Below are 26,204 nucleotides of genomic sequence, written 5' to 3'. Positions count from 1 at the left end.
GCGACCGCCATGACCCTTTCGCGAAGCAGACAGATCCGGCAACTGGAGCTGACCTCCCGACGGCAGCTGGCCGGTTTGCTGGGCGGTGGAGAACGCTCCCGCTTTCGCGGCCAGGGACTCGAATTCGCCGAGTTGCGCCCCTACCAGCCGGGAGACGACCCGCGCCTGATCGACTGGAACCACACCGCCCGCCAGGGCCAGCCGCACATCCGCTGCTACCAGGAGGAACGCAGTCGCCAGGTGCTGCTGCTGACCGACCTGTCGCGCTCGATCACCCCGGTCAAGTTCGCGCTGCTGCAGGAGGCCGTCGCGCTGCTCGCCTTTGCCGCCGTTGCCCAGCGTGACCGGGTCGGCCTGGTCGGATTCGCCGAAGAAACCGAACTGGTGCTGCCGCCGGGCAACAGCACAACCCAGGTCCACCGTCTGCTGGGACGACTGGATGATCATCCGCGAACCGCGACCGGCACCCGTCTGGCTCCGCCCCTCGACAAGGCGTTGCGTCTGCTGCGCCGACCGGGACTGATCCTGCTGCTGTCCGATTTCCACGCCGCGCTGCCGACAGCCCTGCTGCAGCGTGTCGCCTCCCGCCATGACCTGATCGCGGTGCTGCTGCGCGACCCGGAAGAAGCGCGGCTGCCGGCAGCGCCGCTGCTGCTGCGCGATGCCGAAACCGGTGCCGCAACCCTCTGCGACGGCAGCACCAGCCACCTGCTCTGGCAGCGGGAGGATCAACAGCTGTCCACCACCCTGCGCGGTTGTGGAATCGAGCTGCTGAAACTGGCAGGCGGACACCCCGTTCTGCCGCCCTTGCGCCGTTTCTTCCTGCGACGCCGGAGACGGTCATGAAACGCCGATTCTACGGCCTGCTGCTGGCGGGGATGCTGCCGCTGCTGCTGGGCGCCGCGGTAAATCCGCTGCGGATCGAACCCGATCCGCCCCGACTGGGGACGCCTCTTGAGATCACCGTTCAACTCCCCGGAACCGACTGGCAGCTGAGCGACTATCCCGATCTGCGTCCCTTCCGCCTGCTCGGCCGACCGGTCATCGAAGAGGACCGGCTGCACATCACCCTGCTGCCGTTGCGTCCCGGTCCGGCACGACTCCCCGAATTCCCGCTGTACAAAGGAAGCCGCAGCTGGAATTCTCCCTCCCGAACGATCGACATCGATGACCCCTATCGTGACATCCGGCAACCGAGCGCCCTTCGCCCCCTGCCCACGGGTGAAAGGCTGCCCGGTGCATGGTGGTGGGGCCTGCTGCCGGCCACGGCGGCGGCCGGACTGCTGCTGATGCGCAAGCATCGGACCGGGCCGACGGAGGTCGGGGACAACCGCTTCGCGGACATGGCCGACCGGCTTGAGACGCTGCCCCCCGGTGGTGGCAAAACGCAGCTGCAGAAGATGCTGACAGCGTGGCGTTTCGGTCCTTATCCACCGACCGGTGAGGAACTGGACGCCTGGCGGCAACGCCTGACGGAACTGGAGAAAGAGAAATGAACCTGCTCTGGTCCAACCCGTTATGGCTGCTGTTGCTGCCGCTGGCGCTGCTGCCCTTTCGAACCGGCCGCCGGGCACTGACCGTCTCCAGCCTGCGGGTCTTCCAGGCGCGCCGACCCGGCTGGAAACTGCGCCTCGCCCGGCTGCAGCCGTACCTGTCCGCGCTGCTGCTGACCCTGCTGCTGATTCTGCTGGCCGGACCGGTGCTGCGCCGAACGACCACCAGCATCAACCGGGAAGGGATCGAGATGATGCTGGTCCTCGACATTTCGGCCAGCATGACAGCCGCCGACATCCCCCCGGACCGGATGACGGTTGCCCGTGAAGCGGCCGCCGATTTCATCGCCGGACGGCGCAACGACCGGGTCGGCGTCATTCTCTTCGCCGGCACCCCGTTTCTCCTTGCCCCGGCCACCGGCAACCGGCAACAGATCGCGCAACGACTGCGCGCGGTTCAGGCCGAGCAACGGGGCACCGGAACCGCGATCGGCGACGCGCTGGCGGCGGCCGCTGACCGGCTCAAGGATTCCCGCGCCCGCAGCCGCGCCATCATCCTGCTTACCGACGGCCGGTCGAACCGGGGCCGCCTCGCGCCGGCAATTGCCGGCAAGACGGCGGCCGCGCTCGGCATCCGCATCTACACCATCGGCTTCGGAACCGAACAGGGGGCGCCGCTGCATTTCACCGCGCGCGGCCCGCTGCCGCCGGGACACCCCGGCCGGGCCCGGCTGGCCACCCTCGACGAACCCCTGCTACAGGCGATCGCTCAACAGACCGGCGGAAAATTCTTCCGGGCGACCGACGCCGACACGCTGAAACAGGTTTACCGACAGATCGACAAACTGGAAAAAAGTCCCCTGGAGGAACAGACGATCAACCACGACCGTCCCCTCGCACCGCTGATCCGCCCCTGGCTGGTGGCGCTGCTGTTGCTGGAACTGCTGCTGTTCCGCGGCTGGCTGCGGAGGCTGCCATGACCTGGCTGCTGTTGCCGGTCTCCCTGGCGCTGCTGCTCGGCTGGCGTGAATGGACCTTCTGTCGCGGCCGGCAGGCGGCCTTCATCCGCCGCACAAGCTGGTCACGCCTGTGTTACGACCTTTTCAGCCTGGCCGCCCTCGGACTGCTGATGCAGCCACTGCCGAACGAAGGACGCGCCGCACCCCGCACACAGCCGGCGCTTGCGGTGGCTGTGGCGATCGATGTTTCACCCAGCATGGGGCTGCGCGACAAAGGGCTGAGTCGCCTTGACCTGGCACGCCAGGAAGTCAACGCTCTGCTGGACGGCCTTCCCGGCGCGCAGATAGCTCTCATCCCCTTCGCCGGCGAAGCTGTCACCCAGGTCCCCCTGACCGACGATCACCAGGCCCTGCGTTTTTTCCTCCGCGCCCTGCAGCCGGGCCAGGTCGCTGCCCCCGGGTCAGCCCCGGAGGAAGCCCTGGAACTCGCCCATCGCCAACTGGAAGGCGTCAGGGGCGAGAAGGCAATCCTGCTCTTCAGCGATGGCGAGCGGACCGTGGCCACCCCCGCCCCGCGAGTCGCGAACGATATACCCGTTTACGCGATCCTTCCCGGGGATCGTCAGCCGCGCCCGGTCCCGGGACGGACCCTGGCGGGGCAACCGGCGGTCTCGCCCCCCGATCCGGCAAGACTGAAACGTCTGGCGGAACAAACCGGCGGTCGGCTGCTGCCCGACGAGGGCACGACACCGGCAATCTCCAGCCTGCTCAAGCGCTGGCGTCCGCCGGCATCGCCGCGTCCTCTCGACAATATCTCATTGCTGTTGCCGGCCCTGCTGCTGTTGTTCCTGCGGCAGATCGACCTACCCCGAAAAACCAGCGGGGCGCTGGTCCTGGCCGTCCTGCTGGTCCTCGGCGGCTGCGACCGGGATACCGGCAGTGACGCAGGCCGGACGCTGTTCGAGAGGGGGCTGAAGCAGTCGGACCGGGTCGCGGCGGCGCGGCTCTTCGACCGCTCGGCGGCACTGCTTACCGGCGGGGAACGAGCCGCGGCACTGCACAACGCCTGCAGCAGCCTGGTTGCCGCCCACCGCTATCGGGACGCACTCCGCCGCTGTGAAACAGCCCTGCTTGCCGACCCCGGAGCGGACGACAGTGCCGCTGATCTCTCTTTCGCCATCCGGCAGCTGGCCCGGCAACCGGCAGGTGACGGGAATGACGGACGACAAAAGCGCCCGGAGCCATCGGGGAACAACCGGAAACTGTCGGCCGCGGAAGCCCGGGAGATGCTCAGGGGCACAGTCATCAAACCCTTCTCTGAAACCGAGACGGCGCCGGAAACGCTCACCATCCATGACAGTATCCTGGAGAAGGACTGGTGATGAAAAAACTCCCCTTCATCATCACGGCCCTGCTGCTGATCGCAACCGCAAGCCGGGCCGAGCCCGGCGCGAGGCTGCTGGTCTCGAATCCCGAGCCCTACCTCGGGGAAGCGTTCGTCCTGAGCGTGGCAGTCCACCGCGACCGGCTCAGCGGCATAATCAATGTCAACTGGCCTGCAGTGGCAGGACTGGCTGTTGAAGCGCAGCTCCCGGGGACGGTCCACCGCCGGACCGGGCCCCGCTCGGACGAGGTCGTCGAAAACCTGCGACGGCTGGTCAGGCCCCTGCGTTCCGGCCCCCTGCTGCTGACGGCGGCAACAGCCGGGGGAAGATCCCTCCGCATGCAGCCCGCCCCCCTGCAGATCCATGTCCGCCCCCTGCCGCAGCTGGGAAAACCGGCCCGTTTCAGCGGCATGGTCGGTCAACTGGACTACCGGCTGGTGGACGAGGTCGGCCGGGGACGGCGGCAGGTGGTGCTGGAATTAAACGGTGACGCCGACCTCACCCGGGCGCAATCACCGTTGTCGGCCCGCCCCGGAGACCTCCTGACGCTGCTCGACGAACAGCTGCAACGCCGGGGGAACATCTTCGTCCGCCGACTGCGTTACCTGTACTCTCCGGCCGACGGCGGCCGGGGGGAACTGCGAGTCGGGTTGAACTGGTTCGACCCGCGAACCGGCCGCTATCATCAGACCGGCGTCGACGGGCAGCAACCGTCCCGACGGCTGCTGCCCGCGACAATCGCGCTGCTGATGCTTCTCGCCACAGCCTTCCTTTACCGTCAAACCAGACGGACCAGACATCTGCGTGCCTGGCTCGACGAAGAGCATCCGTGTGAACCACGCCGCCAGCGACTCGCGCAACTGGCCGCCGCCGGCGGTTCCGAAGAGCTGCTGACTCAGTTGGAGAGATACTGGCAACTGCGTGACCGGCGTTTTGCCGCCGGCGGGCAGGCGGATGATGTTTCAGTTCCCCCCGAACTCCGCCGCGCTCTGCTGAGGACCGGCCTCACAACAAAACGAGGGCATTTCCGTAACTGATACAGGTGATATTTAGAGGTTCATGATTGTTGAAAATTTTCGGGCACAAAAAAAATGGTTGACATGAAGGCCTTTGCGTGCACTTTCTCGTCCGAAGACCCCGTAGCGCAAAGTTCTGAAATTGCTGTTCGACACCATGCCGACCGAGAAGAATTTTGCCACCGAAGCCTGGTTGGCCATCAGACCTCGACGCTGCCGGGGCAGTTGCTGCAAACGGCGCCTTTATGTGCCGCCACAGGCGGGCGAAACAACTGATCACCGCCTGACGGGTCCGGCAGGGGCTGTAAAAAATTTACAGGGAGACTCCATGATCGCAATCTCCCTGCCCTTCCCTTTTATGTAAATGTGACCTGAATTCGTGAGTTCCTCCTGGATGGAGAGTGCAAGGGGCTCACTGATTCAGGTATTATACAAACTGCAAGGTCCCGGGGCATGAGATCAGAACACGCATATGCCAAGATAACCCGGCCCGTTTCATGGAGAGTCTACAGAAGAAACAGTCTGTTTGGCCGGCTCGACCCCAAACCCGGCCGGTCCGTGGTTTATGTGTCGGCCCCGGCCGGGGCCGGCAAGACGACACTGGTCGCATCCTACCTTGACGACCGCTCTCTTCCCTGCATCTGGTACCGCGTAGACCGGGGTGACGACGACATCGCCACTTTCTTCCATTACATGGGCATCGCCGTGAAAAAGGCGGCCCCCGGAAAGAGAAAAGCCCTGCCGCTGTTGGGTCCGGAATACCGTCACGACATCCTCACCTTCACCCGCCGCTACTTCGAGGCCCTTTTCGCCCGCGTAACACCGCCGTTCGTCCTGGTCCTGGACAACTATCACGAGGTTCCGGAACACTCCCCCTTTCATGACGTCATAAAGAACGGGATCGAAATGATCCCGGCCGGCGTCAGCGTCCTCCTGATCAGCAGGAGCAAACCACCACCGGCCCTGGCCCGTGCGAGAGCCAACGGGTTGATGGAAGTACTGGGCCGCGCCGACGTCAGGCTGACAGACGAAGAGGCCCGGGGGATCATCGCTCTTCGGGCCGGAAACACACTTTCCGAAACAGAGGTCCGGCGCATCTGCGGGATGACCGGAGGCTGGGCCGCCGGGCTGGTCCTGCTGCTCGAAAGGCGCGGGGCAGAGACGCCCGGGGCCGGCCCGGAGGGCCGTCTTTCCCCGGCAGGGGTTTTCGACTATTTCGCTGAGGAAATATTCGACGCGACGGATGTGCGAACCCGGAATTTCCTTATTAAAGTGGCGTTCCTGGCAGAAATGACCCCCCGGACGGCGGGACAGTTGACCGGCAACGACGACGCCGGGAAAATACTCGCCAGGCTTCACGCGGGAAATTATTTTATTGAACGGCTGCAGCGACCGGAGCCCGTCTTCCGCTGCCATCCCCTTTTCAGGGAATTCCTGCTGGGCCGGGCCCGGGAAGAATACACGGCGGCCGAAATCGCCGCAATCCGCAGGCACTCGGCCTCGCTGCTCGAGCAAACCGGGAATATCGAGGAGGCGGCAGCCCTGTACATTGAGGGCGGGGAATGGATATCCCTTGCCGCGCTCGCGGCGGGCCAGGCCCGGTCGATGGTCGCCCAGGGACGCGGCAGAACTCTCGGAAAATGGATATCCGCTCTGCCGGACCATATCGTCGCCGAAACGCCATGGCTCCTCTACTGGAACGGCGTATGCCGCATGGCGGATGCCCCCGCGGCCGGCCGACCATTCTTCGAACGCGCATACCGGCTCTTCAGGAAAAGGGAAGACAGGGACGGCGCCCTGATGTCATGGGCCGGAGTGGTCGAGACCTACCTGCACGAGTTGGGCGATCTCAGGCCGCTGGATCGCTGGATCTCCATCCTGGAGGAAATGCTCGGCGGCGGGTTCTCCTTTCCCTCGGCCGAGGTAGAAGCCTTTGTGACCCCAAGGATGTTCGGGGCGCTCGCGGTCAGAAAACCATGGCATCCGCGGTTCGGGGCCTGGCGGGAAAAAGCCCTGGCATGCCTCGACACCTGCCCCGATGTCCCCCTCAAGATACTGGCCGGGTTCTATCTCCATACCTCATCCATCTGGCAGGGCGATTACCCCCGGGCGGAGGATATCTACCGGAGGCTGCGGCACGTGGCCGGGGACGGGGGCGCATCCCCCCTGGCCGGGATCACGCTCAGAATGGCGGGGACATGGTCATGGCTGTCGGCTTCCTTTGACGCGTCCTTCCGCTCGATGTCGGAAGGGCTTGACATGGCCACGCACACGGGTGTCCGCATCTGGGACTATCTGCTGATGGTGCAGGGCGTGGCCGCCTCGCTCTCTTCGGGGGACACAGACAGGGCCGGCGACCTGCTCGCCGGGATGGGCGGCGTGGAAGACAACGGCCGCCTCCTGGACAGGTTCTACTACCACTACGAGACCTCATGGTATTTTTACTTAAAAGGTGACCTGCCCCACGCCCTGACGCACCAGAAAAGGGCGATGGAGTTCGCGAAACAGACCGGGCTGCACTACGCGACGGCGCAAGGGAATATCGCCATGTCTCACCTGCTGCACGAAAGGGGCGATCATGACGCCGCGCGGAAACGCCTCGACGCCGCCCTGCGGACCGCCCGGCGCATGCAGAGCGCTTCCATCGAGTTCGTGGGCCTGCTTACGAGGGCGCGCTTCGCCTTTGACCACCATCGGGAAGGTCCCGCGCGTGCGGCCCTCCGCCGGGCCATGCGCATCGGACGGGAAAAGGGTTACGTCAACTTCTCGTGGTGGAATCCCGCCTTTGTCTCCGGCCTTTGCGCGAAAGCGCTGGAACTCGATATTGAGACCGGATACGCGCGATATCTCGTTCTTGCCCGCAGGCTCGAACCCGGGGAACCGCCCGTGGATGTCGCGGCGTGGCCGTGGCCGGTGAGGGTCCGCACCTTCGGACGTTTCATTATAGAACGCGACGGCGAACCCCTTCGATTCGCGGGGAAGACCCCGAAGCGACCGCTGGATCTCGTCCGGGCCCTTGTGGCGCTCGGCGGTGAGGAAGTGGAAGAGGGCCGACTCTGCGACATCCTCTGGCCCGACGCCGACGGCGACGCGGCTCACAAAAGTCTCGAGGTCACGATAACGCGCCTGAGAAACCTTCTCGGCCGGCGGGACGCCGTCCTCTGCCGGGCCGGCCGCCTGACGCTCAACAGGCGCTGCTGTCATGTCGACCGGACCGCCTTTGAAGACCTCCTCGCAAGGACGGCCGCCGCAGGGGAAGGGAACGTGGACGATCAAACATTGCGGCTGCTCAGGCAGGCGCTCGAACTGTATGACGGGTCATTCCTGGCCGGCGGGGACAACCAGTGGATCATTTCTCCACGCGAGCGGTTGCGTGACAAGTTCATCCGCGCCACCCTGACGTTGTGCCGACTGCTCGAAGAAAGGGGGCGATGGCGGGAGGCCCTGGCCCGCTACCTGAAGGGACTGGAGGAGGACGACCTCATCGAGGAGTTCCACCGGGGTCTTATTTCCTGTTACGACGCGCTCGGACACCGGGGTCGGGCCCTGGCCGCCTACCACCGATGTGTCGAAACCCTTGCCTCCCGCGGCCTCGCCCCCTCTCCCGACACGGAGAGACTCCACGCCACCGTTCTGAAAACTCATCCGGAAGGTTGACCCGCCCCCTCCCTGCCCACGTCCCACCACCGCCCGCATCATCCCGCCCGACTCTCACCACCTCCCGTCCCTTGCCTGTCCGCTGCATGAGGGGACGCAACCCGGCCCATCATTCCCGCCATCAGCACCGAAAAACAAAAACCGGGAAATCCGTAGGTAATCTGTAGGGCACCGGACACTATACTTCTGTCCGTTTGCGGGAAAACCGGGGACGCAAGACATACAAACGCGTTCCGAGCACACGATAGAAAGTTACATAGTTCCGCATAGACCGCCGCGCCCTCGATGATCTTCCTGGCACAGTGGTGAAGAGCGCTCTTTTCGAACCTGGACGAACTCCGCCCGGCAAGAAAAGAAAGCCTGCAGGTGCGACTGACTTCGGCGCCCCCTTACCCGTCAACAAAATGTACTGGAAAACCATTCCACGCCGCGACGGCACGGCTACCATTGGGCAATACAACTATCAAAAGGAGGTTATGTTATGAGAACATCCGGCAAATTATTCCTGATCGCAATTTTGTTTCTCTCGCCGGCGGTCACCCTGACCGGCTGCGGCGGCAGTTCGTCCGGGGAACCTGCCGTCAGCGCTCCCACCTACACCGTAGGCGGCAGTGTAAGCGGCCTTCCTACGGGAACATCAGTTGCGCTTCAGAATAACGCGGGGGATGACCTGACCGTGTCGGCGGACGGCTCCTTCACCTTTTCCACGGCCCTGTCGGACGGAGCAGCATACCTGGTGACGGTGATGACCCAGCCCAACGGCGCAACCTGCACGGCGTCGGCCAACAGCGGAACCATTGCCGGGGCAAATGTGACGACTGTCGATGTCACCTGTTCATCCACCACCTATACCGTAGGCGGCAGTGTAAGCGGGCTTCCTACAGGAGAATCAGTTGGGCTTCAGAACAACGCGAGGGGTGAAATGACCGTGACGGGGAACGGTTCCTTCTCCTTTGCCGTCGCCGTGGCGGACGGATCAGGATACCTGGTGACGGTGAAGACCCAGCCCGCCAATGCAGCATGTGTTGTAACAAACGGCAGCGGAACTGTTTCAAGCGCAAATGTAACTGACGTCACGGTGGACTGCACGTCCGTCACCATCAGCGGCACGGTCGTTGACGGTAACACGGACGCTCCTCTTGCCGACATTGTTGTTTCGGCCAGGAACCCTTCTGACGACTCGGTGTTCAACAGCGCGACCACGGACGCGAGCGGATTCTATTCCCTCGCCGCGCCAATGAACCACGATTTCTACCTGCACGCACAAGGGAATACAGTCGGAAGCACAACATATGTATCCGATAACTACCAGATCGAAAACGAGTCAGTCGACAGGACGCTGGACTTCTGGCTGATTGATACGGCAACAGTGAACACGATGGCCACTGCCCTCGGCTTTGACCCGGTAAAAGACGCCGTTTTCAGCATGGGCATCAAAGACACTGGCGGTACCGGCGTAGCGGGTGTCACGGTGACCCCGACCCCGGGGGTGTCGACTATCTGGTACCAGCAGACTGACGGGAGCTTCTTGGCCACCACCGGCCCGACGACCACGGGCACAGACCCCTCCGTCATCGGAAACGTGGCAGATCCCGGCGCAAACGGGACCTATACCTTCACCCTCAGCCCAGACAAATTAACCGCCGGGTATACCATTGATGATACCTTCAAACTCCGACTCATCCCGGGCGAGATCAGTGAAGCGATAGAACCCTAGGAGGCTGTCGGACTATACAGGCTGAAGCGAAAATTCGGGCGTTTGAGCACAGATTTCGGCTCAATTGCAGCCTCATAGCAGTGGCTATGGGGCAAAATGGAGCTGGGATATGGGCCGAACGCACGGATTTGCAGCCCGTTTATGGATTGTCCGACAGCCCCCTGCCTCGCTAAAGGGACCGGAAATATCGAACGGGGGCGGGGCGATGACCCGCCCCCGTTGTTTTATCCACTTGGACGAGTTGTCCAGGGGGGAGAGCCTGGTTGCTCAGGATGATTGACAAACATGGCTCTTTTCGGCGATGATTCCGCGTTGTTCACTTTCACCTGGATCGGTGAGTTCCTGTTTGGATGGAAGAGTGCAAGTGCTTGGCCTTAATGAGATTTTCAAAAATCTGAAGTGCCCCCACAGGCTCGCTGGCGATTTTCGGGAAGCTCAGACAGATCAACAACGTGTGCTGTCCACCAACAAGGGACCCACAGATTCAGGTTTCATCGGTTGCAAGCGCCGAACACCCGGATCAAACAGAGGTCAATTTTCATGAAATTACTGCTCAGCCTGTGTGCCCTGCTGGTTCTTTCGGCCTGCGCCTCCACGATTGTCCCGCCGCCCCGCAACGCCGAATACTACCTGAAACAGGGCGAGAGGATGTTTGACCGGGAGCTTTACGAAGAAGCCATCGCCAACTGGGAAAAGGTTCGTGACAGCTATTATTCACCCGAGTTGAACATCATCGCCGAACTGAAAATAGCCGAAGCCTATTTTCTTTCGCAGAAATACCCGGAAGCGGCCGCAGCCTACGAAGATTTCATCAAGCAACATCCCAACAGTGATCGACTGGCCGAGGCCATGTACTACCTGGGCCTCTCCTACTACCGGCAGATCCTCGCCGCCGACCGCGACCAGACCGCAACCAACAACGCCCTGGTCACCTTTGAAAGCATGCTGAAACGCTTCCCCCAGGATCCCAGGACAGAGGAGGTCAAGGTCTACATCGGCCGCTGCCGGGACCGTCTCGCCGAGCACGAGGTCTATGTCGGCCGATTCTATCTGAAATACGGCAAACCCTTCGCTGCCATCAGGCGGCTGGAAAAGGTCTTCAAAACCTACCCAAACTACTACTACCGCGACGAGGCCTGGTACTACCTCGGCAAGGCCTACCTGATCACCGGGCAGAAAAAAAAGGCTGTCCAGGCCTTCAACACCCTGTTCAAGGATTTCCCCGACAGCCAGTACATCCTGCAGGCTCAGAAAAGCCTGGAAAAATATTACTGACAACGGACCGTTTTTTACTCACAGTAAATTTTCGCCGGCAAACCGGCAACCGGCCCCCTCCACACAGCCGGTTCCCGCAGGCCCGCAACCGCCGGAATTGGCGCCTGTTATATTCATAGTTATTTTGCGCACATATCGCAATTAAGACCCCTTTCTGAGCTGTCCGAAGGGGGTTTCGCACTCCTGTAAAGATCTGCAACCTGCCTTTATTTCGAGTTTTTTTTCAATTCCCCCGACCGCTAATTTTGCTTGACTTGGCGTCTACGGCATATTATAAAAGTTGCGCCTGTATAATGGGTTTTTAAAATGGTCGTCCAGACCTCATCATCACGACTCGCATCTCGACCACATTTGTTTATAAAATCATACAGTTTGGCCTGCCTTAATGCCGGTTGATGCTGCTCCGGGAGGGAGCCGGTCCGAAGGCAGGCCGGTTTTAGCCTGACCACAGATTTTAGCCCGTCCGGAAACGATCTTCTGCAAAACATGTTTCCGGACAAATTGACGAGGAGGAGAGAGAATGTCTTACGGTACACTGGAAGATCGCGTTCGTCGCAAATCACTTCTGAGCAAGGTCATGACCGCTCAGGACTGCATCCCGTTCTTCAAGAACGGCATGAACATCGGCTGGTCCGGGTTCACTCCGGCCGGCTACCCCAAAGAGGTGCCCATCGCCCTGGCCGATCATGTCGAAAAGAACGGCCTGCAGGGAACCACCAAGTACAATCTCTTTGTCGGCGCGTCCGCCGGTGCCGAGACCGAGGACCGCTGGGCCTCCCTCGACATGATGGACCGCCGCTGGCCCTACCAGACCGGCAAGAATATCGCCAAAGGGATCAACACCGGCAAGATCCGCATGGGCGACAAACACCTCGGCCACTTCGCCCAGGATGTCGGCTACGGCTTCTACACCGAAAACGGCCGCATGGATATCGCCATCATTGAAGTTTCGGCGGTCACCGAAGAGGGCGGGCTGGTTCCGACCTCCTCCTGCGGCATCGTCCCCGAACTGGTCAGGGTGGCCGACAAGATCATTCTTGAGGTCAACACCGGACAGCCTTCCTTCGAAGGCATGCATGACATCATCATGCAGGAGAAGCCGCCGCGGAGACAGCCGATCCTGATCACCAGCGCCACCCATCGCGTCGGCACCACCTACGTCCCCTGCGACCCTGAAAAGATCGTCGCCGTGGTCGAGTCCAAGCGCCGCGACAAGGGTCGCGCCTTTGCCGACATGGACGACACCTCGGAAGCCATCGCCGATCACATCATGGACTTCCTCGGCAACGAAGTGAAGAAGGGCCGTCTGCCCGAAAACCTGCTGCCGCTGCAGTCAGGGGTCGGCTCCATCGCCAACGCGGTCGTCGGCGGTCTGACCAAGGGTCCGTTCAAGAACCTCACCGTCTACACCGAGGTTCTGCAGGACACCATGCTCGACCTGTTCGACTCCGGCAAACTGGACGGCGCTTCGGCCTGTTCCCTGTCTCTCTCCGAAAATCCGGGCTTCCCGCGTTTCTTCGAGAACTGGGACAAGTACGCCGACAAGATCGTGCTGCGCCCGCTGTCGATTTCCAACGCCCCCGAGCCGATCCGTCGTCTCGGCTGCATCGCCATGAACACCCCGGTCGAGTTCGACATCTACGCCCACGCCAACTCCACCCTGGTCGGCGGTACCCGGATGATCAACGGCCTCGGCGGTTCCGGCGACTTCCTGCGCAACGGCTACCTGAAGATCATGCACAGCCCGTCGGTGCGTCCGACCAAGACCGACCCGACCGGCATCACCTGCGTGGTCCCCAAGGCGCCGCATATCGACCACACCGAGCATGACCTCGACGTGCTGGTCACCGAGCAGGGTCTGGCCGACCTGCGTGGTCTGGCACCGAAGGATCGCGCCCAGGAGATCATCAACAAGTGCGTCCATCCCGACTACAAGGACATCATCCAGGAGTACTTCGACATGGCCTGCAGAATCACCCTTGAAAAAGGGATCGGGCATGAGCCGCAGCTGTTCGACCGCTGCTTCAAGATGCAGCTCAACCTGGCCGAGAACGGCACCATGAAGATCGACAACTGGGACATCTGATCCCGGTTTGACAAGTGCTGAAATAAAAAGCCCCTCCCGGAAAATCGGGAGGGGCTTTTTATTTTGCAGGTTGGAAATTCTTTCACCGGAGATGGGGCCATCACCCTCTCGGCTGAAGACGTGGTGTCGAAAAACTTTACACGTTTTTTTCCTTACGCCGCAGCAGGGCAAGCCCCGCCAGACCGCTGCCAAGAAGGAGCATCAGAGACGGCTCGGGAACCGGGGCGACATCGTCGGGCACCCCGACGGTGATGCCGTGCCAGTACTCGTCGGGCGCCGAAGTCCACTTGATCGAGCTCAGCAGCCCCTCGAACTGAATCGCGGCATGCAGCTCATACCCGGTCAGAACATTGCTTCCTCCCAGGGTGTAGTTGCCATCCCCCCACCAGCCCTGCCCTTCACTCAGGAGAGTGAAAGGGGTGTCGAAGACATAGGAAACAGGCTGGTTTATGCGCCCGAGGCTGACAATGGCCATCACCGGGTTGGCCACCGGTTCGGAGAATGTCAGGGAATAGCTGCCTCTCAGGTTGAGCCCCAGCAACTCGGAGGGGGTCGGCGCGTTGTCGATCACCGGATTATTGGTATAGGGAGCCGGGCTTCCTTCCGTCCAGAAATTGGTGCCGGTCCCCAACTGGGCAAAACTGAGCACCCCGTTAAAGGCAACATCGATATTCGAGCCGCCGACCGAGATCGCCCCTTTGGCCGATCCGGAAGCGCCGGTTGTCGCCGCGGTCCAGTCAGTCCAGCCGATGGTTGAAGCACCCGCCGTAGAAAACATCCCCGCAGTCATCAACATCACAAGCACCAAAAGTCTCAACATCGCAGCCTCCTCCTCTGTTCCTGATGGCCAGTATCCATATTTGTTCGTCATCCAAGGAGACTGCAAACAACATTCCCATTTATAACGTACTGTTTTTATACGCTTTTTCTTGGAGGTCAGAAGACGAACAACAGATTGTAAAAAAATCCGACAGGAAAAAAAGAAACGTTTGCGGAGCTCAAACCGGCTCGGCACCAACCGGCAGACGCACGCTGAAGGTACTCCCGCAGCCGTCCTGGCTCTCCACCTCGATGGTGCCGTCATGGGCCTGCACGATTCCGTAGGAGACCGACAGCCCGAGACCGGTCCCTTCAGCCTTGGTGGTGAAAAAGGGATTGAAAATCTGGCCGCGGATCTCCTCCGAAATGCCGGGACCGGAATCAGCGATCACCACCAGCAGGGAATCCCCGTCAAGCAGCGTCGCAACCCGCAGCACCCCGTTGCCGGCCATCGCCTGCAGGGCATTGACAATCAGGTTGATAAACACCTGCCGCAGACGTTCGGCATCCCCACGACAGGGGGGCAGACCCGCAGCCGGTTCGAAGCGGATATCGACCCCGTCCACGGGCACATGGTGACCGATCTGTTCGAGAATTTCGGTCAGCAGCAGGTTGGGAGAGAACTCGGCATACCGCAGGTTCTGCTTGCGGGCAAACGCGAGCAGATTGCCGGTGATCAATGAAATGCGCTCCACCTGGCGGAGAATTTCCCCGGTTTCTTCCCGCGCCTCGCTGCCGGCCGGCAGGGTTGTTTCCAGGATTTCAACATTGCCGCGAATAATCGCCGCCGGATTGTTGATTTCGTGGGCGACCCCGGCGGCCAGGGAACCGATGGCAGCCAGTTTTTCCGCGTGCGCCAGTTCTTCCTGGGCGGCCATCAGCTCACGGCTCTTCTCTTCGAGCAGCCGGGTCCGTTCGGCAACCTTCTGTTCCAGATCCTTGTTCAGTTCCGCCAGGGCGTGTTCCTGCTCCGCCAGCCGGTCGTAGTAACGACGCAGGGTTTTCTCGGCCGCCTTGCGGTCGCTGATGTCCATGAAGGTCACCACCGCCCCCTCGATCTGCCGGGATTCATCCTGCAGCGGCGTCACCGCGCAGGCCACCGGGATCAAGCTGCCGTCCCGACGCCGAAACCGCTCTTCGTCACTGCGATGGCAGAGCCCCTGCTTCAGGGTCCCGGAAATCGGATCCGCGGACGCGTCGGCCCCCTCCCCGCCACGCAGTATCTGCCGGTAATCCAGACCGACCAGTTCCTCCTGCTCCCAGCCGAGCTGACGGGCACCGGCCGGATTGATAAAAATGGCTTTCCCCCGGCGGTCAAGCCCGAGAACGCCTTCCCCGGCAGAGGTCAGGATCAGTTCGTTTTGTCGCCGCAGGCGGGCCATGGCCGCCAGCTGGTGACGGGTCATGCGGATAATCAGGAAACCGAGGCCGAGAAATCCCACCAGGGTCAGCAGGCTCAGCATAAAAAGATCGAGAGCACCGTTGGTGAGACTGCGGTCGGCCTGCCGCGCCAGCTCCCGGTTACGCTGTTGAGTGAGACTGGCAAGGGGCGGATAGAGCGCCTCAAGCTGCTGCAATTCTCGTTGCGCTTCGGCCTGCAACCGTTCTCTCTGCTGCAGCAACTGAAGACGACGCTGAACCAGCAGATAGAGTCCTCCCTTCCCCGGACGGATGGTCTGGTATTGCTCATAAACGGTGAAGCCGCGACCGAACAGGGCCTCGTTGAGAGCCATGATCACCTGCGACGGCAATTCATCCGGACCGAGCTGGCCGGCAGCACGTAGACGCCTGATTTCGCGGGCCAGACGCTCCAGGCTCGGCTTGAGTTGATTATCCTTCAGATCGGCAAGCTGATCGAGGCGATCCTCACCGGCCAGGATCTCCACCATCCGCGACAAATCGACCAGTTCCGTATTGATCCCGTCAAGGCTGCGGCGCCAGGACTGATTGCGGTAACTGAGCAATTCCCTCGCCAGGCGGTCCGCCTCGCGCGAATCGGCTGTCCGCCAACGACGAATGGTGAGTGCCTCTTTGAGCCGCTTGCGACCTTCGAAAATTTCCAGATCGGCGCGCAACCGCTGCAGCTGACGCCGGACCCGCGCCAGGGTCTGCCGATCACGATTATCGAGATAGACCGGCCGATACCCGGCCCGCCAGGAGACCGCCCGCCGCCAGATGCGTCGCAACTGGTAACTGCGCTGTTCCAGGGCGCTGCTGACCTGCTTCAGATCGGCGATCCCGGGGGTATTCCGCAGTTCTTCCTGCAATTGCACCAGGTCGTTTTCAGGGAAAGGTTCGCGCACCGGGCCGAGATCGAGCTGCAGCAGTTCGTTCAGGGCCGTCTGTGCCTGGCGACTGAGCCGTCGCAGTTGTTCTGCACCCCGACTGAGGCGGGCCTCCTGCTCGGCGAGCTTTTGCCGTTCCCGGTTCAGACCGTGCAGCGTCCAGCCCACCAGGCCGTTGGTCAACACCCCGGCCAGCAGACCGATCATCACCAGCACCCAGACCAGAAGAATGATTTTACGACCCGGCTTGAGCGGTTTCATGGCCTGCTCCGGCCGGGCAGCCCGGCAACAACCTGATCCCAACTGACCGGTACGACAGTACCTTTTTTCAGCCGGGTCGGCCACACCCGATGGCCAGCCTGGTGGTTGCGGGCATCGATCTTCAACGGCATGCCGATGCCGAGATCGAATTCTCCCAACTGTTCGAGGCCGTCAATCAGCGTCTCGCGCGTCAAGGGGCCCACGACCTTCTCCATTCCGGCCAGCAGCGTTCGCAGCGCGGCATACCCTTCGAGGCTGACGAAGCTGAACGGAAGATTATCGATCCGCCGCAGGTCCGTTCGGTAAGCTTTCACCAGCGGCAGGTTGCTTTGCGTCGGGTGCGGAACCACCTGGGTCACAACCACCCCGTCACCGTCGACGCCGAGTTCGCGCGCCAGTGCCGCGCTGCCGACGAAAGAAACATTGAGAAACAGAACATCCAGCCCCGACCGGCGGGCCAGACGGATAAATTTGGCGCAGGGTGCATAGGCCCCGACCATGATCACCGCGGACGGTGGATGCTCCGCCAGCAACAGGTCGGCGAGAGCGTTTTCGACCGCCAGGGTATTGCGTCGATAGCGGACATGCAGCACCTGCTGTTCACTGCGCAGTCCATGACGCTTCAACGCCGCGAAACCACCGACATAGCCGGCGTCGCCGTAACCGTCACGCTGGGTAAAAAAGGCGATCTGCTCCGGCCGCAGACCACCCCTGTCAACCAGCGCGTCGACCATGGCGGAGATTTCTTCGGCATAACTGGCCCGCAGGTTGATCACGTAACGCTCCGGCGGATCGCGCCGCAGCACCCCGGCGCCGGAAAACGGAGCAAAAAAGAGTGTCCGCTGCTCGCGAATAAGCGGCAACGAGGCGATGGCGGTCGGTGTCCCGACATTGCCGATCACCGCCAGCACCCGGTCCTTCTCCAGCAACTGGTGCATGTTCGGCGCGGTGCGCGCCGGTTCATAGCCGTCATCGAGAGCGATCAGCCGCAAGCGCCGACCGTTGATGCCTCCAGCGCGGTTGACACGAGCTATGCCGGCAAGAACACCGCGCCGCATCTCGCGGCCGAGGTCTCCGGCCGGGCCGCTCAGAGCGGTCGACATGCCGAGCAGCAGCTCCCCGGCTTTCTCCGCGGCAGCGGCACCCGGCAGCGACACCATGATCAGCGTCCAGAGCAGCAACAACACCCCTCCCCTGCGACGGCGACTCATGACGAAGGCTCCGGGGAGAGCTCAAAATCACGGATTTTCTTATCCAGGGTTTTACGCGTCACTCCGAGCAGCTGCGCGGCGCGACTCTTGTTCCAGCCGGTCTCCTCCAGGGCTCTTCTGACCTGCAGCCTTTCGGCATCCCGAAGACTGAAGGACGGCAGGACAGCGGCGAAGGAAACCGATTCCGGACGCCGCAGTTTGCCCGGCAGCAGATCGGGGGTCAGGACCGGATCGCGCGCCAGCACCACGCAGCGTTCAATGACATTTTCCAGCTCCCTCACGTTGCCCGGCCAACTGTAGCCTTGAAGGACCGTCAGCAGTTCGTCCCCGACCTGCCTGGGGGCTTGCCCCATCCGTCGCGCCATCTTGACCAGGAAGTGCTCAACCAGGGGCTTGATATCCTCCGGGCGCTGCCGCAACGGCGGCAGCTCAAGGGTGATCACGTTGAGACGGTAGTAAAGGTCCTCGCGGAATCTCCCGGCCTCGACCTCCCGCTCCAGGTTCTTGTTGGTGGCGGCGACAAAACGCACATCGGCCTGCTGCGGGCTGGTCGAACCGACCGGCAGATATTCTCCGGCCTGCAGCACCCGCAGCAGCTTGGCCTGCAGCGCCGGACTCAGTTCTCCGACTTCATCGAGAAACAGGGTGCCGCCCTCGGCCGCGGCCAACAGTCCCGGCTGATGCTGCAGCGCCCCGGTGAAGGCCCCCTTTCGGTGGCCGAAGAGCTGGCTCTCAAGCAGGGTTTCCGTCAGGGTCGCGCAGTTGATGGCGAGAAAGGGAGCCCCGCTGCGCGGGCTGTGCTGATGAACGGCGCGGGCGATCATTTCCTTGCCGCTGCCGCTTTCCCCCAGCACCAGCAGCGGCGAATCGACGCCGGTGACCCGCATCGCCAGATCATAGACTTCGGCAAAGGCGGCACTCTTGAAAATCACCTGTTCGCCGTCGTTCCGTCGAAGTTTCTGTTTAAGGCTGCGATTCTCCTCCAGCAGCCTGCCGCGCTGCAGACACTGCCCGACCACCGCCCGCAACTGCTCCTGTGGAAACGGTTTGGTCAGGTAGTTCTGGGCTCCCATCCGCATCGCTTCAACCGCGGACTCGATGCTGCCGTGACCAGTCATCATCACCACCGGCAGGTCGGGATGACGGCCGCGGACCCGACGCAGGGTCTCCAGACCGTCGAGTTCAGCCATCTTGATATCGAGCAGCAGCAGATCGGCCCCCGGCCGGTTCGTCCGCAACCCTTCCAGCAGCGCCAGGGGACGGTCGAAGGTCACCACCTCGACCCCCCAGGCGACCAGCATCTTTTTCAGATAACGCAGCATTCCGGCTTCGTCATCGCAGATATAAACCCGTCCATTCATGAATAATTCCGTTTTAAAAACAATGAACACAAAATGCCATATGGATAGATTCTACCCACACAAGATACGTCCACGGAAAAATATACACAATCAAAAATATACTCTTCCCCATCAATTTCATTGAATAAATACGCAACCGTGTGTTTTCAATAGCAATTATAACAATTTCAAAACGCTGGTATGCAACTTGCGAATCCATGAGCTTAATTCGTGCCGCTGCCTGGCGGCACATGGGTCGTTCATCTACCTCCCGCACGAGCGGGCGGGCGACTTTTTATTCACACCTGAATAAGTGAGTTCCTGTTGGATGGAGAGTGCAAGTGCTTGGTCTGAATGAGATTTCCAATAATCTGAAGCGCCCCCATAGGTTCGCTGGTGATTTTTGGGAAGCTCAGACAGAGCAATGACTTGTGCTATCCGCCGACAAGGGACTCACTGATTCAGGCTACAGCATAAAGGAGGCACGAAATGCAACTGAACCGACGTGGCTTTCTCAAGGTTTCAGGCGGGGCGGTGGCCGGATCGGTCCTCGGTATCGGCCTGAAGGCGGCCGAGGCCGAAGCCCAGCCCCTGGCAATCCAGTATGCCCGGGAGACCGCCACCATCTGTCCTTACTGCGCGGTCGGCTGCGGCCTGATCGTCCACAGCCGGGGCGGCGAGGTGATCAACACCGAGGGCGATCCGGATCATCCGATCAATCGTGGCACCCTCTGCAGCAAAGGCGCCTCGATCTACCAGCTGCGGCACAATGACAAGCGCGTCATCGAACCGATGTACCGCGCCAAGGGATCGAATCAATGGAAGAAGGTTTCCTGGGACTGGGCCCTTGAACAGATCGCCGAGCGCGTCAAAAAGACCCGTGACGCCACCTTCATGGAGAAGAACGCCAGGGGGCAGGTGGTCAACCGTACCGACGCCATCGCCTCGGTCGGCAGCGCCGCCCTCGACAACGAGGAGTGTTACCTGCTGCAGAAACTGCTGCGCAGCTGGGGCCTGGTGTACATCGAACACCAGGCGCGAATATGACACTCCGCCACGGTTGCCAGTCTGGCGACCTCGTTCGGCCGCGGCGCGATGACCAATCACTGGATCGACATCCGCAACTCGGATGTGGTGCTGGTGATGGGCTCGAATGCCGCTGAGAACCACCCGATTTCCTTTCATTACGTCCTCGAAGCGAAGGAACACGGCGCCAAGATCCTCAGCGTCGATCCGCGTTTCACCCGCACCAGTGCCAGGGCGGATATCTACGCCCCGCTGCGCAGCGGTACCGATATCGCTTTCCTCGGCGGGATGATCAACTACATCCTCAACAATGACCTGTATCACAAGGAGTATCTGCAGCTCCACACCAACGCCACCTTCCTGGTCGACCCCCGCTTCAGGATGCCGGGCGACCTGGACGGGCTCTTTTCCGGCTACAACACCGCCAAACGCAGCTACGACAAATCGACCTGGGACTTCCAGCGCGATGCCGACGGCGTACCGAAGAGCGACCCGAGCCTGCAGGATCCGAATTGCGTCTTCCAGCTGCTGAAGAAGCACTTCTCCCGCTACACCCCCGAAGTGGTCTCCGGCATCACCGGCACCCCGGTGAAAAAACTCGAGGAGATCTACCGGACCTACGGCGCCTCCGGCAAGCCGGGCAAGGCGGCGACCATCATGTACGCCATGGGCTGGACCCAGCACACCGTCGGCACCCAGAACATCCGCACCATGGCCATCATCCAGCTGCTGCTCGGCAATATCGGCGTCGCCGGGGGTGGGGTCAACGCCCTGCGCGGCGAATCGAACGTCCAGGGCTCGACTGACCACTGCCTGCTGTTCCACATCCTGCCCGGCTACCTGCCCACCCCGAAAGCGAGCCTGAAAGACCTGGCCACCTACATCAGGAAAACCACACCGACCACCAACGATCCGCAGAGCGCCAACTGGTGGGGCAACCGCGGCAAGTACATCACCTCGCTGCTGCGGGCGCACTTCGACACCGGCCTGGGTGCCGCGGACGAGTTCGGCTACCAGCTGCTGCCGAAGCTGGACGACGGCCAGAACGCCTCCTGGCTGATGCTGTTCGACAAGATGATCCGCGACCAGGTCAAGGGCTTTTTCGCCTGGGGACAGAACCCGGCCTGCAGCGGCAGCAACGCCAACAAGGTGCGCAAGGCATTGGCCAGGCTCGACTGGATGGTGGCGGTCAACCTGTTCGACAACGAAACCGCGTCCTTCTGGAAGGGCCCGGGCATGGACCCGGCCAAGATCGACACTGAGGTCTTCTTCCTGCCGGTAGCCGCCTCCTTCGAAAAGGAAGGCAGTATTACCAACTCGGGCCGCTGGGCCCAGTGGCGCTACCGGGCGGTCAAGCCCCTCGGCGACAGCCGCCCCGACTCGGAGATCATGACCGAACTGCAGTACCGAGTGGCCAAACGCTACCGGAACGAGGGCGGCGCCTTCCCCGATCCGATTCTGAAACTTTCATGGAATTACGGCTTCAGGATGCCAGACGGCCGGCTGCGAGAACTCGACATCCATGCCGTGGCCAAAGAAATCAACGGCTACTTCCTCACCGACAAGGTGGTCAAGGGCAAGACCTTCAAAAAGGGCGATCTGGTCCCCTCCTTCGCCTACCTGCAGGATGATGGCTCGACCTCGTCCGGCAACTGGCTTTACTGCCAGAGCTACAACGGCCACGGCAACAACATGGCCCGCCGCAGCCACAAGGATCCGAGCGGCATCGGCCTCTACCCCGAGTGGGCCTGGTGCTGGCCGGTCAATCGCCGCATCCTCTACAACCGCGCCTCAGTCAATGCCGACGGCGTCCCCTGGAACAGTCAGCGGCCGGTCATCTGGTGGACCGGCAGCGGCTGGAAGGGCGATGTGCCCGACGGCGGCTGGAAGCCGCTTTCGCAGCCGGGCACCAGGAAATCCTTCATCATGCTCCCCGACGGCGTCGCCTCGATCTTCGGCGCCAAGATGAAGGAGGGCCCCTTCCCCGAACATTACGAACCGCTGGAAAGCCCGATCAAGAACAACCCGCTCTCGGGAACCAGGAACAATCCGGCGATGAAACTGTTCTACGAAGGGGAAGAAAAACTGCCGGAGGATATCTACTACAGCAACGACAAGCGCTATCCCTTCGTCGCCACCACCTACCGGGTAACCGAACACTGGCAGACCGGGGTCATGTCCCGCAACACCCCCTGGCTGCTGGAAATGCAGCCGCAGCTGTTTGTCGAGATGAGTCCGGAACTGGCGGCTGACCGCGCCATCGGCCATGGTGACATGGTCAAGGTCAGTTCGGGCCGCGGCAGTGTCGAGGCGGTGGCGATTGTCACCAGGCGCTTCCGTCCCTTCAAGATCGAGGGCGCGACCATCCACCAGGTCGGCCTGCCCTGGTGTTTCGGCTGGGAGACCAAAAACGCCGGAGACAGCGCCAACCTGTTGACTCCGACCGCCGGCGACGCCAACACCATGATCCCGGAAACCAAGGCGTTCATGGTCAACGTCGAAAAGCTGAGCTAGGGGGAGGAGACTATGAAACGGAAAGCATTCCTGATTGACACCACCCGCTGCACCGCCTGCCGCAGTTGCCAGGTCGCCTGCAAGCAGTGGAATAAACTCGCCGCCGAAGCGACGGTCAACCACGGCAGCTACGAGAATCCGCCGGACCTGACGCCGCTGCTCTACAACCAGATCCACTTCATCGAGCAGGAGCAGGGGGACGACCTGCGCTGGCTGTTCATCAACCGGCGCTGCATGCACTGCGCTGATGCCGGCTGCGTCAAGGTCTGCCCTTCGGCCGGCGCCCTCTACCACACCAAAGAAGGGCTGGTCGCCTACAACCGGGAGAAGTGCATCGAGTGCCATTACTGCGTCAGCGGCTGTCCCTTCGACGTGCCGCGTTACGACACGAAACAGAAGGTCACCAAGTGCCATGCCTGCAGCAACCGGGTGCAGAACGGACTGCTGCCCGCCTGCGCCAAGGCCTGTCCGACCCAGTCCCTCAAGTTCGGCGACCGTGACCAGTTGATCGCGGAGGCGAAGGCGGCCGGCAAGAAGCTCTACGGTGAGAACGATCTCGGCGGTCTCGGAGTCCTCTATGTCCTTGATGATGAACCCGGCACCTACCGGCTGCCGAAAAATCCGGCTATTCCGGCCTCGATCTTCTTCTGGAAGGATGTCGTCAAACCGCTCGGCATTCTCGGCTTCTGGGGCGCCGTCGGCGTCGCGGCCCTGCATTATGTCACCATCGGGCCGAAGAAACTGGATGACGCGGATGACCAACCGCGCAAGGGAGGTGAATGACCATGACCAACACGATTGACCGCTTCGGCACCGCCAGCCGCGTTCTGCACTGGCTGGTTGCCATCTCCTTCCTGTTGCTGGTGCTGTCCGGCCTGGGTCTTTACGCCCACACCTTCTTCGGCTATTTCGACCTGTTCGGCGGACCGCAACAGGGCATCATGGTCCACAAGTGGGCCGGAATCGTTTTTCTGATCGGTTCGGTACTGTTGTTCCTCAGCCACGCCGGAGAAGTCTGCCGCTTTGATGCCGATGACCGCAGATGGATCGCCCGGCTGGGCGGCTACCTGTCCCGCAACGCGGAAGAGATTCCCCAGGGGAAATTCAACGCCGGCCAGAAACTGTTCGGGATCTTCGCCGTCATCGCCGCCCTGGTGATGGGCGCGACCGGACTGGTCATCTGGGACCCGACTGCCTACAGCCGGGAACTGACCCAGGCGTCCTTCCTGCTGCACAGCATCTTCTTCAACCTGTTCATGGTCGGCATGATCGTCCATGTCTACCTGGCCACCATCGGCAATCCGGGCACCCTTGAGGGAATGCTCTACGGCCAGGTCCGCAGAAGCTGGGCGAAGAAACATGCCGGCAAATGGCTTGAGAAGGTCGTCAAAGACTGAACGAACCGCCAACCTCCATGACTGCAGGCCGGACACCTCTCTCCACGGCCCGCAGCTTCGGCGGGGTGGGCACTGCCCGCCGCCTGTCCGTTGCAACATGCGGACGGTGTCCACCCCGCGGTCTTTTCCGACAGGAGTCATCCATGCTGCAGAAACGCCTGCAACGACTTGAAGAACTGGCCACCGCGAAACCGGCGCTGGCCGAGATCTGCCGTTTCTATACCCGGCTTTACCAGCTGTTCGCCACCGCCGAAAATTTTCTGCAGGTCGACATCGACCACGAGACTGCCACGCCCAGGCAGCAACAGGGTTTCCCGCTGCTCAGCGGCGAAACATTGAACATCGACGAAAACCGGGCGCGGGCCTTCTTTGCCGAACTGCTGCTCATCCTGCAGCAACACGGACAGCAGGGACAGGAGGAGCTGCAGGCGTTGCAAACCACCCTGCAGAACGGTAGTCTCGATCTGACAGGGCTGTTGCGCGCCGCCCTCGATCGCGACCGGAAACCGATCACCGGCACGGCTGAAACGATCGGCATGCAGCCGGCCCTGCTCGAATACTGCCTGACCACGACCCTCGGAGCGGCCCTCGAACGTTGCCGCGCCGAGGGCCTTGAGAGCCGGGAAGAGAACTGGGAACACGGCTACTGCCCGCTCTGCGGCGGCTTGCCGGCGATTGCCGAACTGAGCGGCGAGGAGGGGAAGAAAAAACTCCAGTGCAGTCTCTGTGGCAGCCGCTGGTCGTTCCATCGACTGACCTGCGTTCACTGCGGCAACAGTGACCATGAGACCCTCGCCTACTTCACCGCCGAGGGGGAACCGGGCTACCGGGTCGATATCTGCCGCAAGTGCTGCGGCTACCTGAAGGTGGTCGACAGCCGCGAACGGGGGGAAGAGCTGCCGCTTGAGGTTGAGGATGCCGCCACCCTGCATCTCGACCTGCTGGCCGCGAAAGAAGGCTTCAGCCGCGGCAGGAAAGAGACCCCCGGATGAGGGAGGAACAGCCCATGAAGACGTTACGATCCGGTCACCGGCATCGGGCAGAACTCCAACCGCCGTTCACCGGCACCGGAGTCATCCCGGACACCACGGGAGTGATTCTCGCCGGCGGTGAAAGCCGGCGCATGGGCAGCGACAAATCGCTGCTGCCGCTGGAGGGGAAACGCTTCATTGAACGCACCTGCCAGCTGCTGACCGACCTGTTCGCGGAAGTGCTGATCGTTACCAACGCGCCAGAGTTGTATCGCGACATCCCCTGCCGCAAGATTGCCGACATCCATCGCGGCCGCGGGGCCCTGGCCGGCATTCACGCCGGGCTGCACCACGCCCGCCGACCGCGGATCTTCGTCGTCGCCTGCGACATGCCCTTTCTGCAGCCGAAGCTGATCCGCCATATCTGCCGCCGGGCCGGGCGGGCCGACGTCCTCATCCCGCGCAACCCATGCGGCCTCGAACCGCTGCACGCCCGCTATCACAAACGCTGCCTACCGGCGATAGAGGCAGTGCTGAAGAGCGGCGGCCGACGGATCATCGACTTCTTCCCGGCGGTACGGGTCGTCGAGCTGGCCGAAGAAAGCTGGCGGCAGATCGACCCGCGGGGGCTCTCCTTCCACAACATCAACACCCCGCAGGACTACTTCGCCCTGCGCGGGGCGCAGCCGGAACTACCGGAACTGCAACGGGAATCTATTGCTGGGGATTAAAAACCTGAGCAACCAAAGGCACCAAAAGCTTTAAAAGATCTCAACGCAGAGGCGCAGAGGA

18 protein-coding genes are annotated in these 26,204 nt (G+C 62.0%); 14 read left to right on the top strand and 4 right to left on the bottom strand.

Going from position 1 to position 26,204, the window contains the following annotated elements; translation table 11 throughout:
• The first annotated feature begins 9 nt into the window (after window positions 1-9).
• The 9 genes from B5V00_RS07880 (at window position 10) to scpC (ending at window position 13,588) form a co-directional block, all read left to right on the top strand.
• Window positions 10-846: a DUF58 domain-containing protein gene (locus tag B5V00_RS07880; RefSeq protein WP_085010228.1), complete on the top strand. Its 837-nt coding sequence runs from the start codon at window positions 10-12 to the stop codon at window positions 844-846.
• Window positions 843-1,496, top strand: a complete 654-nt coding sequence (locus tag B5V00_RS07875) for a hypothetical protein (protein WP_085010227.1) — start codon at window positions 843-845, stop codon at window positions 1,494-1,496. The genes B5V00_RS07880 and B5V00_RS07875 overlap by 4 nt, the downstream gene beginning before the upstream one ends.
• Entirely contained in the window at window positions 1,493-2,473 is a 981-nt protein-coding gene (locus B5V00_RS07870; RefSeq protein WP_085010226.1) for a VWA domain-containing protein, read from the top strand. Before B5V00_RS07875 ends, B5V00_RS07870 begins: the two co-directional genes overlap by 4 nt.
• Window positions 2,470-3,834, top strand: coding sequence for a VWA domain-containing protein (locus B5V00_RS07865; RefSeq protein ID WP_085010225.1), 1,365 nt, complete (start codon window positions 2,470-2,472; stop codon window positions 3,832-3,834). The genes B5V00_RS07870 and B5V00_RS07865 overlap by 4 nt, the downstream gene beginning before the upstream one ends.
• Window positions 3,831-4,874: a BatD family protein gene (locus B5V00_RS07860; RefSeq protein WP_172399659.1), complete on the top strand. Its 1,044-nt coding sequence runs from the start codon at window positions 3,831-3,833 to the stop codon at window positions 4,872-4,874. Before B5V00_RS07865 ends, B5V00_RS07860 begins: the two co-directional genes overlap by 4 nt.
• Before the next feature lie 537 nt (window positions 4,875-5,411).
• Window positions 5,412-8,510, top strand: coding sequence for an AfsR/SARP family transcriptional regulator (locus B5V00_RS07850; RefSeq protein WP_172399658.1), 3,099 nt, complete (start codon window positions 5,412-5,414; stop codon window positions 8,508-8,510).
• Between the two features lie 481 nt (window positions 8,511-8,991).
• Window positions 8,992-10,227 (top strand): carboxypeptidase-like regulatory domain-containing protein, encoded by a 1,236-nt coding sequence (locus B5V00_RS07845; protein WP_085010221.1) that lies wholly within the window; start codon window positions 8,992-8,994, stop codon window positions 10,225-10,227.
• A gap of 540 nt (window positions 10,228-10,767) precedes the next feature.
• Window positions 10,768-11,502: an outer membrane protein assembly factor BamD gene (locus tag B5V00_RS07840; RefSeq protein ID WP_085010220.1), complete on the top strand. Its 735-nt coding sequence runs from the start codon at window positions 10,768-10,770 to the stop codon at window positions 11,500-11,502.
• A 520-nt stretch (window positions 11,503-12,022) separates the two neighbouring features.
• Window positions 12,023-13,588 (top strand): succinyl-CoA:acetate CoA-transferase ScpC, encoded by a 1,566-nt coding sequence (gene scpC / locus B5V00_RS07835; RefSeq protein ID WP_085010219.1) that lies wholly within the window; start codon window positions 12,023-12,025, stop codon window positions 13,586-13,588.
• Between the two features lie 136 nt (window positions 13,589-13,724).
• On the opposite strand, the gene B5V00_RS07830 is transcribed toward scpC, so the two are convergent.
• From B5V00_RS07830 to B5V00_RS07815, 4 genes are all read right to left on the bottom strand, one after another.
• On the bottom strand, window positions 13,725-14,408 hold the full coding sequence (locus B5V00_RS07830; protein WP_172399657.1) for a PEP-CTERM sorting domain-containing protein: 684 nt from the start codon (window positions 14,406-14,408) through the stop codon (window positions 13,725-13,727).
• Window positions 14,409-14,586: 178 nt separating this feature from the next.
• Window positions 14,587-16,953 carry a two-component system sensor histidine kinase NtrB gene (locus B5V00_RS07825; protein ID WP_085010217.1) on the bottom strand — a complete coding sequence of 789 codons (2,367 nt, stop codon included), beginning with the start codon at window positions 16,951-16,953 and terminating at the stop codon, window positions 14,587-14,589.
• A complete protein-coding gene (locus B5V00_RS07820) occupies window positions 16,950-18,164 on the bottom strand; it encodes an ABC transporter substrate-binding protein (protein WP_216355472.1) in 1,215 nt (404 codons plus the stop codon). The genes B5V00_RS07825 and B5V00_RS07820 overlap by 4 nt, the downstream gene beginning before the upstream one ends.
• On the bottom strand, window positions 18,161-19,525 hold the full coding sequence (locus B5V00_RS07815) for a sigma-54-dependent transcriptional regulator (protein ID WP_085010216.1): 1,365 nt from the start codon (window positions 19,523-19,525) through the stop codon (window positions 18,161-18,163). Before B5V00_RS07815 ends, B5V00_RS07820 begins: the two co-directional genes overlap by 4 nt.
• A 468-nt stretch (window positions 19,526-19,993) precedes the next feature.
• Between B5V00_RS07815 and fdnG the strand changes: the two genes are divergently transcribed.
• From fdnG to mobA, 5 genes are all read left to right on the top strand, one after another.
• Window positions 19,994-23,044 (top strand): formate dehydrogenase-N subunit alpha, encoded by a 3,051-nt coding sequence (gene fdnG, locus B5V00_RS07810; RefSeq protein WP_085010215.1) that lies wholly within the window; start codon window positions 19,994-19,996, stop codon window positions 23,042-23,044.
• A 12-nt stretch (window positions 23,045-23,056) separates the two neighbouring features.
• Window positions 23,057-23,827 (top strand): 4Fe-4S dicluster domain-containing protein, encoded by a 771-nt coding sequence (locus B5V00_RS07805; protein WP_085010214.1) that lies wholly within the window; start codon window positions 23,057-23,059, stop codon window positions 23,825-23,827.
• 2 nt (window positions 23,828-23,829) lie between these two features.
• The gene (locus B5V00_RS07800) at window positions 23,830-24,441 is read left to right on the top strand and encodes a formate dehydrogenase subunit gamma (protein ID WP_085010297.1); all 612 of its coding nucleotides are present in this window, start codon (window positions 23,830-23,832) and stop codon (window positions 24,439-24,441) included.
• Window positions 24,442-24,584: 143 nt separating this feature from the next.
• Window positions 24,585-25,433, top strand: a complete 849-nt coding sequence (locus B5V00_RS07795; RefSeq protein WP_172399656.1) for a formate dehydrogenase accessory protein FdhE — start codon at window positions 24,585-24,587, stop codon at window positions 25,431-25,433.
• A 14-nt stretch (window positions 25,434-25,447) separates the two neighbouring features.
• The gene (mobA, locus tag B5V00_RS07790) at window positions 25,448-26,143 is read left to right on the top strand and encodes a molybdenum cofactor guanylyltransferase (RefSeq protein WP_085010296.1); all 696 of its coding nucleotides are present in this window, start codon (window positions 25,448-25,450) and stop codon (window positions 26,141-26,143) included.
• Window positions 26,144-26,204 lie beyond the last annotated feature (61 nt).

The sequence above is a fragment of the Geothermobacter hydrogeniphilus genome, from assembly GCF_002093115.1.
GTDB classification, from domain to species: Bacteria; Desulfobacterota; Desulfuromonadia; order Desulfuromonadales; family Geothermobacteraceae; genus Geothermobacter_A; species Geothermobacter_A hydrogeniphilus.
The sequence above is the reverse complement of the archived record's forward strand: the minus strand, read 5'-3'. Positions and strand labels throughout refer to the sequence as shown.

Bases quoted from the DNA above. Each gene is read 5' to 3' on its own strand.
- B5V00_RS07880 (WP_085010228.1), top strand. From the start codon at position 10: ATGACCCTTTCGCGAAGCAGACAGATCCGGCAACTGGAGCTGACCTCC.
- B5V00_RS07875 (WP_085010227.1), top strand. From the start codon at position 843: ATGAAACGCCGATTCTACGGCCTGCTGCTGGCGGGGATGCTGCCGCTG.
- B5V00_RS07870 (WP_085010226.1), top strand. From the start codon at position 1,493: ATGAACCTGCTCTGGTCCAACCCGTTATGGCTGCTGTTGCTGCCGCTG.
- B5V00_RS07865 (WP_085010225.1), top strand. From the start codon at position 2,470: ATGACCTGGCTGCTGTTGCCGGTCTCCCTGGCGCTGCTGCTCGGCTGG.
- B5V00_RS07845 (WP_085010221.1), top strand. From the start codon at position 8,992: ATGAGAACATCCGGCAAATTATTCCTGATCGCAATTTTGTTTCTCTCG.
- B5V00_RS07840 (WP_085010220.1), top strand. From the start codon at position 10,768: ATGAAATTACTGCTCAGCCTGTGTGCCCTGCTGGTTCTTTCGGCCTGC.
- scpC (WP_085010219.1), top strand. From the start codon at position 12,023: ATGTCTTACGGTACACTGGAAGATCGCGTTCGTCGCAAATCACTTCTG.
- B5V00_RS07830 (WP_172399657.1), bottom strand. From the start codon at position 14,408: ATGTTGAGACTTTTGGTGCTTGTGATGTTGATGACTGCGGGGATGTTT.
- B5V00_RS07825 (WP_085010217.1), bottom strand. From the start codon at position 16,953: ATGAAACCGCTCAAGCCGGGTCGTAAAATCATTCTTCTGGTCTGGGTG.
- B5V00_RS07820 (WP_216355472.1), bottom strand. From the start codon at position 18,164: ATGAGTCGCCGTCGCAGGGGAGGGGTGTTGTTGCTGCTCTGGACGCTG.
- B5V00_RS07815 (WP_085010216.1), bottom strand. From the start codon at position 19,525: ATGAATGGACGGGTTTATATCTGCGATGACGAAGCCGGAATGCTGCGT.
- B5V00_RS07805 (WP_085010214.1), top strand. From the start codon at position 23,057: ATGAAACGGAAAGCATTCCTGATTGACACCACCCGCTGCACCGCCTGC.
- B5V00_RS07800 (WP_085010297.1), top strand. From the start codon at position 23,830: ATGACCAACACGATTGACCGCTTCGGCACCGCCAGCCGCGTTCTGCAC.
- B5V00_RS07795 (WP_172399656.1), top strand. From the start codon at position 24,585: ATGCTGCAGAAACGCCTGCAACGACTTGAAGAACTGGCCACCGCGAAA.
- mobA (WP_085010296.1), top strand. From the start codon at position 25,448: ATGAAGACGTTACGATCCGGTCACCGGCATCGGGCAGAACTCCAACCG.